Source organism: Dyadobacter psychrotolerans (genome assembly GCF_004349265.1).
GTDB classification, from domain to species: Bacteria; Bacteroidota; Bacteroidia; order Cytophagales; family Spirosomataceae; genus Dyadobacter; species Dyadobacter psychrotolerans.
On the sequence record NZ_SMFL01000015.1, the window covers coordinates 122744 to 135584 of the forward strand.

The following is a 12841-nucleotide window of genomic DNA, read 5'->3' on the forward strand; positions in this document are numbered from 1 at the left end:
TGAGAACAAAGGTATTATTTGGTAAGGTCAAATTTTAATCCAAGGTTAAATCTCGGGCGGTAGTATTCAGCCTGTACTGTCCGTGAGGAAATGCTTTGGTAATAACGCAACGGCTGGTTGGTCAAATTGTTTGCTTCTGCAAATACGCGCAGATTTTTGGTGATTTTGTATGCCGCGTTTGCATCCAGGAAAAACTGCTTGTCGTAATAAATATCATCAAAATCACTTCCGCCAAGTGCATCAAGGTAAGCAGCGGTGTAATTGGCTGACAGCCTTGCGGAAAAACGTTTATCTTCCCACGATAACGATGCATTGAACATGTGTGGCGCAGTTCCCGGCAAAGTAACATCACTTCTTACATCACCATCTTCATTGTAAACACCATTGGCAAAGGATTTCGTAAACGTGTAATTTGTGTAAATTCCAAAGTTTTTAAGAAAACCCGGAAGGAAATCAAGCTGGCGCTGGAAAGCTACTTCAAAGCCAAAAACATTTACACTTTCGCCGTTTCTCGACTGGAAAAAATCCCATTGTTCGCCAGCTGCAACCGGATTGGCTGTGTTTGGAAAATCGGCAGCAAAGTCTGCGGAGCCATACTGCTGATTACGATATGTGTAGATAAAGTTTTTCAGGTTTTTGTAAAATGCGCCACCCGAAATCAAACCTACTGATTCAAAATAGTTTTCGGCCATTAAATCGAAGTTATAGGAGTAGGTCGCTTTCAAATCAGGATTACCCGCCCGGATTTCCCTGTCGCCCGGAATCGTGCTGATGTAGGGAGCCAGCGCGTAGTAATTAGGCCGTGCAAGTGCGGTGGTTGCTGCTGCCCGCAATATCAGATTTTCGGTCGCATTGTATTTAAATGAAAGGTTTGGCATTACGTTCAGATAATTATTTTTCACTGTACGCTGTCCTGTCAGTTCCTCCTCATCTTCAATCAGGTTTCCGGTGTAATCAATAGAAGTATTTTCTAATCTTGCCCCCAGAATCATCGATATTTTTTCATTCAAATCCTGATCCCAGCGAACATAACCTGCAACGATGTTTTCCTTCGCATTGTAATTCACGCCTAAAAACTCACTCGGAACAGTAGCGGACTCAAAAATCGAAGTGTTGCTCAGGTTTAAACCGCCCAGGAATTTGTTGCTGGCAAACAATCCCGGAACCAGGTGAGATCCTGCCTGGAAATTTCCATCGTTCCAGTTAACAGTCGGATTCGTTCCCAAAGTTGCGAAGTCATCTTCGTTAACCGGGGAATATTCATAAAAGATATTATCACGGTCTTTCGTTTTTAATCTCAAACGACCACCCACACGAATTCTGCCCTTCTGATCGGCAATAACCGAAAACGGAAAACGTACATTTACTTTAGCGCCAAATTCCGTTTCTTTTGTAAAATCATGATTTTCACTGATTTCGTTCAGTCCTATGGAAGAAGCATCCAGACTTGCTGCTGTGAACATCGGCGAGCGGCTGTCACCATTGTAAGTCAAGGCATTTCCGCTTTTTCGAAAATCAATGTAACGTTCATTTGGGCGATCCTCACTAGCCGTTGAATAACTTACCGACCAGTCCAAATCCACCTTTGGGCCGAGCAAATGGTCGCCTTTCACGGAGTAGTTCTGCACCCGCTGATCTTCCAAACGTGTGTTTTTGTTGCGGCTGTTGTCAATTCCACCTTTTGTCTGGCGTCCGATTCGTCCTTCAAAGCCGGTTATTTTGTCATTGTTGTCATACACCGGTTCAATGTTATCTATGCGTAAACGGTAACGGTTTTCACGGTCGTCACGCCAGTTGTACATCGCGTTGGCAGTGATCGTGTGATTTTGACCTAACTTAAAATCAAATGCTGCGGATAAACTTCTTCTGATACGCTGCACATCATATTTACGAACATCGCTTTCATTGATATATACATTCCCGAAATCATCTTTTGCCCAGGAAGCTTCGACGTCATCCGACCCATATGAATTGTTGTTATAAGACCCGCCAAGTACCATCCCGATGGAGTTTTTTGCAAATCTGTTGGCATATAAAAATCCACCGGTGTACAAAGCTTTTCCACGAATCGGGTTAAAACCACTGGACAGCGTAGCCGAGATCCGCTGACCATTCGGTGCTGCCCTCGTCACCAGATTTACCGAACCACCAATTGCATCTGCGTCCATATCCGGGGTTAAAGTTTTGTTTACCTCAATAGTGGAAATCATATCAGACGGAATTAAATCCATCTGCACACGGCGGTTGTCACCTTCCGCTGACGGTATCCGGTCGCCGTTCATGGTAACTGAGTTAAGTTCAGGTGCTAGTCCACGGATGATGATATTACGAGCTTCTCCCTGGTCATTTTGCATCGTGATACCAGGAACCCGTTTAAGTGCATCGCCAATATTAGCATCCGGAAAACGACCCACCTGATCGGAAGAAATGATGTTGCTGATGTTTTCGTTGTTACGCTGCTGGTTGAGCGCTTTGGCCTGTCCTTTCAAACGGTCACCCATCACCACTACCTCGTTCATGTTCAGGCTGCCTTCTTTCATGATCATTTCAACCGAAATAACCTGGCCTGCCTGTACGGTCACTTCCTGTGAAAAATTCTGGTAGCCGATATAAGTTGCTTCCAGTTTATAAGTTCCTGCGGGAACGTTGAGGAGTTCAAATTTTCCGCGTACATCCGAAATGGTATATTGATTTCCCGGCGTGAGTTTAAGTGTCGCACCCGGGAGGGACAACTTCTGTGCATCCATGATATTCCCCGTTATCAGCCCTTTTTGGGCAAAGGAAAAGGTCACAAAAAGTAAAAAACAAAAGGTAAAAAAGATTTTCCTGTTAGATGTAGATGTGTTCATAAAGCTGATTTTATTCAGCTGCAAAGGTCACCTCGCCGTGTTAAGCTTATGTTTCTTTTGTGTTATCAAATTGTTATGATGAAAGAATTGTCGATTTATTTATTTGATAATGAGCTTGTTGCAATTTTTGCTTTAAGGTTTATGTGGACTTGTCTGATGGAAATCTTTCTTTGTTTATTTAAATTATAAGTATTAAAGTTCAAACGAAAAGTGGCATACTTAGTAAAAACAGACATTCCGGATGCTAAAATTGGTTCTGAGTAATGCGGGTTTAAAAGTACTGGCCTGCATTTTGCGCTATGGACTTGATAAGGTTAATAACATCGATACATACGACATTCTGAAAATCAATTTTTATGGAAAAGACTATTTTAGTAGCAGGCGGCACAGGAGATTTAGGCGGACGGATTGTAAGATTTTTGCTTGAAAAAGGTGCCGGCGTACGAACCATCGTTCGGCAGGATGCGGACCCGGCCAAAGTAGAAAAGCTGGAAGCATTAGGTGTTGAACTTATTCAGCTGGACATGACGGACCTGATACAGTTAACAGCTGCTTGTGAAGGTGTCAGCTGTGTGATATCTGCTCTGCAGGGTTTGGGTGATGTAATTGTAGATATGCAGTCTGCCATACTGGAAGCTGCGGTAAAAGCAGGTGTTCCAAGGTTTATTCCTTCTGATTTTTCCAGCGATTTCACAAGGCTGACTCCCGGAGAAAACCGGAATTTTGACCTGCGACGCGAATTTTACGAACGTATCGATAAATCACCCATCGCAGCAACAACAATCTTTAACGGGGCGTTTGCCGAAATTTTGAACAACAATATTCCGTTCCTTGATTTTAAGAAAAAGTCGGTCGGTTATCTCGGAGATCCTGATTTCAAACTTGATTTTACCACGATGGATAATGCGGCCGAGTTTACCGCAGCTGCTGCTCTGGACGATTCTACACCCAGGAATTTAAATATCGCAAGCTTTCAGGTTAGCGCAAATGAAATGGCAGAACTTGCAGCAAAGGTTTTAGGGGAAGAATATAAGACAGCTAGTTTAGGAAACATTGAAGATTTTGCCGCTGGTGTAAAAAAAGCCCGTGAAGCCAATCCGGATGGTGAGAAGGAGCTTTATCCAAGATGGCAACAGGGACAATACATTCAGTCCATGTTTAGTGTTCAAAATGATAAACCCGATAATGACCGTTATCCGGATATTAAGTGGACAACGCTTGAGGAATATCTGACCGCACGGAAATAGACATAAAGATTTGCCTGAAAGACTGTCAAAAAACGCAGTCTCTTAGGCAAATTATTTATAACCGATCCAGTTGTTTATCAATTTCAAGTGCAGCGCTGATCAGTGCCAGATGCGTAAATGCCTGTGGAAAATTGCCTAAATGTTCGGCTTTGTGACTTATCTGTTCGGCGAAAAGTCCAAGATGATTGGCATAACCATTCATTTTTTCGAAACTGTCCAGTGCTTTGGTTACTTGTCCGCTCTTGGCCATTGCTTCTATAAACCAGAACGAACACATATTGAAAGTACCTTCCTCACCTTCGAGTCCGTCAAATTTATCAATGCCATTGCGGTAACGATAGAGTAGTACGTCAAGTCCCAGCTCACGTTCGACAACGTTTAAAGTTGACAGCCAGCGGGGCTCATGGGGCGAAATGAAGTGCATCAGCGACATAAGCAATACACTGGCATCCACATTGTCGGAACCTTTGTACTGAACCCAGGCACCTACTTTATCATTCCAGAAATTGTGATAAATATCCAGGTAAATTTCAGTACGGATATCATTCCATTGCTCTTTAGGATAGGGAAAAGAACGGTGATCCGCAATTTTGATTGCACGGTCCATTGCCACCCAGCACATCAGCCGGCTGTGCAAAAATTCTTTTTCGATATTTCTTATTTCCCAAATGCCATGATCTGCTTTTTGCCAGTTTTCAATAACCATTTCAATTTGTTTGACAATAGTCTCCCAAAATTCATAGGTAACGGCTGAATGCTGTTTGTTATAGATGTATATCGTATCTATTAATTCTCCGTAGATATCAATTTGCAGCTGATCCTGTGCTGCGTTCCCGATTCTGACGGGTAACGATTTTTTATAACCTTCCAAATGTGAAAGCTCTGATTCTTTGAGATCATGACTGCCGTCGATGGCGTACATCAGATATAGTTTGTCGTCCGTGCAGCGGTCGTGTATCCATTTGAGAAAGGCGGTAGCTTCGTCGGTGTAGCCAAGCCGCAGAAAGGCGTACATGGTAAAAGCGGCATCGCGGATCCAGGTGTAGCGGTAATCCCAGTTTCGGCTTCCCTGTAAGGTCTCGGGCAAACTGAACGTGGGTGCAGCCACCATTGAGCCATGTTCGGATGAGGTCAAAAGTTTTAAAGTGATCGCCGAACGGTTTACGGATTCCTTCCAGCGTCCCTTGTATGTAGATTTTTTTGACCAGTTTCTCCAGTAATTGATCGTTTCAAATTTGGTTGTTTCCTTATATGCGTCAACAGGATCTGGCGTTGCATTTTGCTCTTTACCACATTCAAAAATAAGGTAAGCAACCTCCGATTCTTTCAGGGTAAATTCAGCGTAACCGAAGTTTTCTTTTACCTGTAAGGTTACGTCAGCCATCAGCCGCATTGAAGTTTGTTCTTCATTGTGAGCAGTGAAAGTCACGATATTGTCTTGCAGTTTACAGTTATGTTCTGCCTGGGCATAATCAAAAGCCGGATTGCATTTTACGCTGTAAGTAATATTTCCCCGAACTGATTTTACTTCCCGCACAATGGCATTGGACATCTTGGTATGTCCGTCGGTTAGAGGCATATAGTCGGTAAGTTCGGCGATACCTTCTTCGGAGAAAAATCGGGTAAGCAGCACAGCGGTGTCGGGCAGATAGAGTTGTTTGGTTTTGTACTCTTCAATTTGCGGAGTAATTGAAAAACTTCCTCCTTTATCACTGTCAAGAATTTTGGAAAAAACGGTAGGAGAATCAAAAGTAGGATAACACATGAAATCGATCGAGCCATCCATGGACACGAGCGCCACGGTTTTCAGGTTTCCAATTTGTCCGTAATCTTCAATAGGGTTGTATCCTTTGTTGAAATCCTGCATTACAAATGGTTTGAGTTTGCCTTTTAATGTTTTGAGGTGAGGTGAAATAATCAGGCCAGCAGGTTTGATTGGCTAATAACTGAGGAAGCGGGTAGAGGAAATGTGATCCCGACTTTTATAGTAAGAGTTCATCGAATTGTCTGGTGTGAAATATTATCAATTTTCACTTAATCAAATGAAAACCATGAAGCCATTTTCAACAATCCTGTTTCTTTTCTTATCTGTCAATGTTTTTGGGCAAACAAAATGGGACAGCGCAGTAAATCACGCCGGCTTAAAAGTAATCCATAGGGAGAAAAATGGGAGCAGTGCAATGTTTTACTTGAATGGAAAACTGATGCATAGCAGTTTACATAAAACGCTGAACCCGGATTTTGTCGCAGACGTAGATGTTCTGGAAGGAAAAATTTATATCAAAACAAAAGCTGATTACAAGCCCCAAATTATCTCTTTAAATAATCTGCGAAAAAAGTATCTTGCTCAGCAGCCCAAACCGGCACTGTTTATGATCGATGACGAAATGGTGGATGGAAACTATGAAAGCATTTTAGTAGATGAAAACACTTTGCTTTCGATCGTTACCGAAAACTTCCTTAACAGGGAGGAGGGACTTGATCTGATTTTGATCAAACTGCGGACTAAATCGAAGGAGAATATAAAAAAATCGAAGGAGATAATGATACGCGGAAATGCTATATGATTTTTGAAGACCTGTCAGAGAATCCTTACATCGAAATAGGAAACCAGAGCAACTAGGGCATAACCTTGCTGGTTTGTGGTCCGGAAGAATAATCAAGAAGCTCAGACTTGTTTATCAGATTATTGAGGAAACTATAAATGTTTACGTAGTTGCTGCTAAGGGACATTATTCCGATAAGTAGTAATATTTCCACAACCTCTTTAAAGATTGGATTTGCATTTAAAGTTATGTATCCTTTTTTGAGAAATTGGGTAGTAAATGCTTTTGTATAACTTACATTTAAAATTGTAACCTGAACTTTTTGAATGCAAAGTACTACTACTCCGGTACGCTTTATTGCTATTGACGACAACCCGCTTGACCTGCTTGCCATTACTGAATATGCCAAAGCATATCCGTTCCTGATCAACTGCGGCACCTTTTCCAATGCACTGGAAGGGGTGGAAGCTACCGGTTATATCAAACCGGATCTTATTTTTCTGGATATTGAAATGCCGGGAAGCACCGGTCTGGAGTTACTCAGGAAGATCAGAGCAGATGTTCCCATGGCGGTGTTTATTACTTCACATGCAGAATTCGCCCTGGAAGGATTTGAGTTGTCGGCACTGGATTTCGTCCTTAAACCACTTACCGAAGAGCGTTTTGTTCAGACTGCCAGGAAAATAGGTGAGTACGCGGAAATGAAAGCAAAGTCGGAGGCGTATGAAGTCCTGTTTGAGAAAGATATGCTGACGATCAAAGAGGGGTATAACCAGGTACGTTTATCTCAAAAGGATATTATTTATCTGGAAGCAATGCAGGATTATACCAAAATCGTTACAGATAAAAAAAACTATATCACGCTGTCTTCACTTTCCTTTTTCATGGAACAGCTTTCACCTGACCGGTTTTTACGTGTGCATCGAAGTTATGCAGTTTCTATAAGCCGGATCAGCGAGTTGCGTATTTCAGAAATAATTTGCAGCAACACAACCATTCCCGTAGGAAAAACTTATCGCTCAACCGTTGCAAAGCTGAAACTATAAACCATGAAACATGTTCTGCTGATCCTGGTTTTGCTGGCAGTGACCAGCGCTGAGGCTGTTTGCCAAATCCCGGATTTACGACCCTATAAAACGCTTTCCCAAAAATTAAAAAGGTTACAGGTTGTCTGCGATTCACTTGCGGGAAAAGGGAAAATATCAGAAGAAAAAATAGTGGCCAGGCATGGCCTGAAATTAACACCAGCCAACGATCTGCTGAACCTGGCAAAATTTCATTTTTATCTCGGGTTCGTCTATGGCGAATTAGGCTCTGACAGTTCGGTTTATCATTTTGAAAAATCAATCGATTATTCCCGGAAAGCAAAAAATCCTGAGGCTGTTAAAAACGCGTTGGAAAGGGTGATGTTTACCTATTCCAGCTTTGGGAAATATAAAGAGAAGGCAAGGTTGGCTTTAAAAGAGCTTCTGGCAATTATTGATACAACCAAAAGCGAACCTGGGAAAGTGGACATGATGGCCACGATCGGGAATTACTACGGAATGAATGGCCAGTACGAAAAGCAGATGCAGTTATTGCTTCGTGGTATCGAAATTAAAAAGCGCCTGATCGCAAGCGGCAAAATCAAAGACCGTGAAGACGTGGTTGCGGATCTGATGAATCTGGGGGAACTATATGTGGAAACAGATCAGGCAGAAGTTGGGTTTAAATATATTCAGGAAGCCAGAAAGTACATTGTTGCTTACCCAAACTACATCGCCCATTATTACAAAGATATGGCCGATGTATTGCTCATTCTCGATAAACCATCACAGGCGAGGGTCTATTATGATAGCCTCACCGCCATGCTGACGCCTGCCAACAAAAGTTCCGTTCATCGTAGCAACAGAATAGCTTCTGATCTTGCATTCACAGAATATTACCTGACAAATAACAAAACCGACAGCGCGTCCATACACATTTCACGCGCAGTTGAAATGTCCCAGAAATGGCCTGATGAGTACCTGACCCCACAAATTGATTACATGAGGGGAAAGGTTTATTTTGCCAGGAAGGAGTTTGCCAAAGCGCTTACTTTCCTGGAATCATCCGAGCCGCTTGCAAGAGATTCGGACCCACAGATGTATGTTTCACATTTACAGCTGCTTGCGCAGAGTTATGGAGCCGCCGGTCAGTGGAAACAGGCATACAACACCTATGAAAAGTATGCTCCGCTGAGAGATTCGTTGTACATTGAAGCGTCGAAAAAAAGCATTGCCGACGCGGAAGCACATTATCAGAATAAGGATAAACAATTACAGATCGAGTTAAAGAATGTGCAGATCGATGATGCAAAAAAGCAGCGAATCTGGTTTATTTCGGGTTTGGCATTGCTTGCGTTTTCACTCGCTTTGCTCGGTGTGATTTATCGTAATAAAAAACAGAATGCGGAAATACTGGATGCTAAAAACCGGCAAATGGAAAAACTGATCGGTGAACTGGAAGAAGCGAACCGTACCAAAGCAAAATTGTTCAGTATCATCAGCCATGATCTGCGTTCCCCGATCAGCCAGGTTTATCAGTTTCTTAAATTGCAGCAGCTTAACCCAAAGTTGCTGAATGATACGCAGCGCGCTGAACTAAGTGAGCGAATACAGACTGCCACCGGTTCACTTTTGGAAACGATGGAAGATCTATTATTATGGTCCAAAACGCAGATGAATCAGTTTCAGGCCGATGTTCAGCCCACCTCGCTTTTGCCGGTTGTAAGTCAGTGTCTGAAATTGCTTCAGTTGAACATTGAAGCAAAAAAGTTAAATATTGAAACACTCATTTCTCATGAAATGGTGGTACAATCTGATCCTTATTATTTGCAGGCAATTGTCAGGAATTTGCTTCAAAACGCAATAAAGGCAACCGAGGAGTCGGGTGTCATTCGGGTAGGGATAACCGGATCTGACGAAAATAAAGCTTTGTCAATCGAAAATTCAGGTCCCGTTTTTACCCAGGAAGATTACATCAGGATTTTATCTCAAAAAGATAATACCCAGGGTTTATCCGGATTAGGTCTGAGGCTGGTTGATGAGCTTTCAGAAAAAACCGGTTTGAAAATCAGGTTTGAAAACCCGGACGGAAATTTGACGAGGGCGCTGGTGGTGTTTGGATAAAGGCACAGAGTTAACTGCGGAATTAACATTACTCTGGCACCAACTCATATTCATTGGTTGTGTTTCCCGTTTTTCTGCTTTCCGTTGTGCGTTTTAAAGTCAGTTTAGTTTCGGAACTGTTTACAATGTAAAACTCTACATTGCCGGAAGTTTCGCTTGGCGGCGGAGTAAGGTTTTCCAGAATCAGGCGCTTGTAGTCTGTCGCAAGGGACCATTTTCCGGTTAATTTTCTGCCGTCAATATCCGAAAAAGTTACCTGGTCTGTAACGGTTAGGTCGAGCCGGAAACGGGAATAACCCGGCCGCGTGTTTGCTGCATTTCCTTCCGTGTAAACCAATGTTCCGTTTTCTTTCACGGTCAATGCCTTCCAGACTTTCCGGACATTTATCGTATCAATTTCTTTCGGCTGGCAGCCCGCCAGAAAACTGCACAGAACTGCGGTTATTAAATATTTTTTCATTGGAATAAAATGATTTTCTCGCTGATTACCTGCTTGTCTGTTTTTGCCAAAACGATATAAATTCCTGGCGCCAGATCGTGAAGGTCTGTTTGTGAGGTTTGCGGAGATATAAACTGTTTTAGTTTTGCACCTTTTATATCAACCAAAGTTATGTCTGCCTTTTGAGATCCGGCCAGCTTTATGTGAAGCGTTTTGTCAAAAGCATAAATCAGATGTTTGGAAGCGACAGGTTCTGTTCCTGTGATGATTGAGAATGCCTCCACTTTCGCCACATTGCTGTAAAGGGAACTGCCCGCAGCGTTGGTTGCTTTAATCCGGTAATAATAGTCGGCCACATCCAGAATCTCACGGTCAGCAAACTGAATGATGGATGCGGCTTGTTTTCCGATCTGGACAAAACCCTGGTCGGGCCTGGTTGAACGCTCGATAATTACCTCAACGGCGTTGGCAGACAACGGCGACCAGCGAAGCTGTATCAAATCAAAATCCAGGGGAATGGCTGTCAGGTCGCGCGGCGCATCCGGGATTGGCGCCTGTGGTGTCGTTACCTCTGCAACATTACTTAAAGGTGAATTGCCGATTGCATTAAAAGCAAAGATTCGGAAATAGTATTTGGTCAATGCATTCAGGCCTTTGTTTTCGTAGGTAGTTACATTAGCAGCCACATCCGCCACTTTTGTAAAATTGACGCCATCCGTAGATCGCTGTATCTGGAAGCCTGTTTCATTTCCAGAAATATCTGCCCAGGACAAGTTCACCTGTTCGTAAGTAATGGCAACGGCGGTTAACCTTGCCGGAGCAACAGGTGCAACATCCATTGTGGTTGCAGAGGCAATATTGGAAAAAGGAGATGGGTTGGCTGTATTTATTGCCCTTACTCTGAACCAGTATTGGGTCGCGGGATTTAAGCCTGTATTTTGATAGGTTGTCGTATTGGCTGGGAGATCTGTTATTTTGGTAAAATTGGTTCCGTCTGTCGACCGCTGCAATTCAAAGCCAGTTTCGTTGGTAGACACATCTTTCCAGGTTAAATTGATCTGACTGCTTGAAATAGTGGCTGCTGCTAAATCGGTGGGAGCAGCGGGAGGAATATCAAAAGTTGTCGCTTCGGCGACGTTTGAAAAGCCGGAACTTCCGATATTGTTTTTTGCTTTAATCCGAAACCAGTACTTGGTAAGCGTGGTCAGTCCGGTTGCCTGGTACGTAATCGTGTTTGCGGAAAGATCTGCCAGTTTGCTAAATGTGGTACCATTGAGTGAAATCTCCAGCTCAAAACCGGTTTCATTTGAAGAGACATCTGCCCAGGAAAGATCGATTTGAGTGTTGGAAACGGGCGTCGCAGTCAGTCTTGCCGGTGCAACAGGAGCTACTTCCGCTGTTGTGGCATCTGCAACATTGGAATAATCCGAATATCCGCCAGCGTTTTTAGCGCGGACTTTATACCAATACCGGGTTGTCGGACTAAGTCCGGTATGTTGGTAAATTACGGTATTTGCAGGCAAATCGGCGAGTTTGGAATAGCTCGTTCCATTCAAAGAAAATTCGAGTTCAAAGCCGTCCTCATTAATAGCATTGTCAGTCCAGCTCAGATTTATCTGGCTTCCTGATGCAACGGTTGCAGTCAGAACAGTAGGAGCGGCCGGTCTGACGATAGGTGCAGTTCCCGTTGTGGCACAAACCGGACCGGCATATTCAGAGTTTCCGACTGCGTTTTTTGCCCTTACTCTGTAACAATACTGACTTGAAGCATTTAATCCTCTGTCCTGGTAAGATGCTGCATTTGGGCCAAGATCTGCGATTTTTTGAAATGTTCCGGTGGAAGTGGTTCCGCGTTCAATCTCATAACCTGTTTCATTAGCAGCCAAATCTGCCCATGCCAGATCAATGCCGGAAGAAGAAACGGAGGTTGCTGTCAGACGTCCCGGAGCCACAGGCACGACCTGCGTGGTGGTAGCACAAGAGGAATTGGAATAACCAGATTCTCCGCTTGTATTGTGTGCCCTGACTCTATAACAGTATTGAGTGCCCGCAGATAATCCGGTATCGTCAAAGGAGAGGGTGCGATTATAAGGAACGATGGCAATTTGTGAATATGCGCCTCCTGCTGACATGTTGGCACGCTCCAGATAAAATGTAGTACTCCCGTCGTTATTACCATCCCAGGTAATACGAATCGTGTTGGCGTTTAATAAAGCTGCTGCAAGGTTACCCGGCGCAACCGGTGGCGCGATGGGTGTGTTTACCTGGACATCATTAGAAAACGAAGAATTTTGTGTTGCCGATTTCGCCCGAACTCTGTAATAATATAACGTGTTTGCAGAAACGGTTAAATCCTGATAGGTAGTTACATTTTTTCCGGCAGAGCCGATCAATACAAAGTTATTTCCCAAGCCGCCGTCCCGGAAAATGTCAAAACCTGTTTCCAGCTCTCCCGAATTGTCCTTCCAGCTCAGTTCAACCCGGTTATAAACCGGAGCTGTGCCAGCAAGACCGGTAGGAGCAGGCAGGACTGTTTGGGAAAAACTGTTTGCTGAAAATAGGAGGACAGCGTAAATTGTAATTTTAAGTGTTGAGAAGAAGTTTTTCATAT

8 protein-coding genes and 1 pseudogene are annotated in these 12841 nt (G+C 43.4%); 5 read left to right on the plus strand and 4 right to left on the minus strand.

The window, feature by feature from the left end:
• Positions 1–14 precede the first annotated feature (14 nt).
• Positions 15–2849, minus strand: a complete 2835-nt coding sequence (locus E0F88_RS28130) for a TonB-dependent receptor (RefSeq protein ID WP_131961675.1) — start codon at positions 2847–2849, stop codon at positions 15–17.
• A gap of 356 nt (positions 2850–3205) precedes the next feature.
• On the opposite strand from E0F88_RS28130, the gene E0F88_RS28135 reads away from it, so the two are divergent.
• Positions 3206–4096 carry an NmrA family NAD(P)-binding protein gene (locus tag E0F88_RS28135; RefSeq protein ID WP_131961676.1) on the plus strand — a complete coding sequence of 297 codons (891 nt, stop codon included), beginning with the start codon at positions 3206–3208 and terminating at the stop codon, positions 4094–4096.
• Between the two features lie 55 nt (positions 4097–4151).
• Here E0F88_RS28135 and E0F88_RS28140 read toward each other — a convergent pair whose 3' ends face one another.
• Positions 4152–5963 carry a glycoside hydrolase family 15 protein gene (locus E0F88_RS28140; RefSeq protein ID WP_131961677.1) on the minus strand — a complete coding sequence of 604 codons (1812 nt, stop codon included), beginning with the start codon at positions 5961–5963 and terminating at the stop codon, positions 4152–4154.
• Between the two features lie 175 nt (positions 5964–6138).
• Here E0F88_RS28140 and E0F88_RS28145 point away from each other — a divergent pair, with 175 nt between their 5' ends.
• The 4 genes and pseudogenes from E0F88_RS28145 (at position 6139) to E0F88_RS28160 (ending at position 9791) form a co-directional block, all read left to right on the plus strand.
• Positions 6139–6663, plus strand: a complete 525-nt coding sequence (locus E0F88_RS28145; RefSeq protein WP_220466393.1) for a hypothetical protein — start codon at positions 6139–6141, stop codon at positions 6661–6663.
• Between the two features lie 28 nt (positions 6664–6691).
• Positions 6692–6844: pseudogene (locus tag E0F88_RS34890) on the plus strand (type II toxin-antitoxin system YoeB family toxin); the annotation flags it as partial.
• 124 nt (positions 6845–6968) lie between these two features.
• Positions 6969–7688 (plus strand): LytR/AlgR family response regulator transcription factor, encoded by a 720-nt coding sequence (locus E0F88_RS28155; protein ID WP_131961679.1) that lies wholly within the window; start codon positions 6969–6971, stop codon positions 7686–7688.
• Between the two features lie 3 nt (positions 7689–7691).
• Positions 7692–9791 (plus strand): tetratricopeptide repeat-containing sensor histidine kinase, encoded by a 2100-nt coding sequence (locus tag E0F88_RS28160; protein ID WP_131961680.1) that lies wholly within the window; start codon positions 7692–7694, stop codon positions 9789–9791.
• Between the two features lie 28 nt (positions 9792–9819).
• Here the strand turns inward: E0F88_RS28160 and E0F88_RS28165 are convergent, their stop codons facing one another.
• On the minus strand, positions 9820–10251 hold the full coding sequence (locus tag E0F88_RS28165; RefSeq protein WP_131961681.1) for a hypothetical protein: 432 nt from the start codon (positions 10249–10251) through the stop codon (positions 9820–9822).
• A complete protein-coding gene (locus E0F88_RS28170) occupies positions 10248–12839 on the minus strand; it encodes a fibronectin type III domain-containing protein (protein ID WP_131961682.1) in 2592 nt (863 codons plus the stop codon). Before E0F88_RS28170 ends, E0F88_RS28165 begins: the two co-directional genes overlap by 4 nt.
• Between the last annotated feature and the right edge of the window lie 2 nt (positions 12840–12841).

Bases quoted from the DNA above. Each gene is read 5' to 3' on its own strand.
- E0F88_RS28130 (WP_131961675.1), bottom strand. From the start codon at position 2,849: ATGAACACATCTACATCTAACAGGAAAATCTTTTTTACCTTTTGTTTT.
- E0F88_RS28135 (WP_131961676.1), top strand. From the start codon at position 3,206: ATGGAAAAGACTATTTTAGTAGCAGGCGGCACAGGAGATTTAGGCGGA.
- E0F88_RS28140 (WP_131961677.1), bottom strand. From the start codon at position 5,963: ATGCAGGATTTCAACAAAGGATACAACCCTATTGAAGATTACGGACAA.
- E0F88_RS28145 (WP_220466393.1), top strand. From the start codon at position 6,139: ATGAAAACCATGAAGCCATTTTCAACAATCCTGTTTCTTTTCTTATCT.
- E0F88_RS28155 (WP_131961679.1), top strand. From the start codon at position 6,969: ATGCAAAGTACTACTACTCCGGTACGCTTTATTGCTATTGACGACAAC.
- E0F88_RS28160 (WP_131961680.1), top strand. From the start codon at position 7,692: ATGAAACATGTTCTGCTGATCCTGGTTTTGCTGGCAGTGACCAGCGCT.
- E0F88_RS28165 (WP_131961681.1), bottom strand. From the start codon at position 10,251: ATGAAAAAATATTTAATAACCGCAGTTCTGTGCAGTTTTCTGGCGGGC.
- E0F88_RS28170 (WP_131961682.1), bottom strand. From the start codon at position 12,839: ATGAAAAACTTCTTCTCAACACTTAAAATTACAATTTACGCTGTCCTC.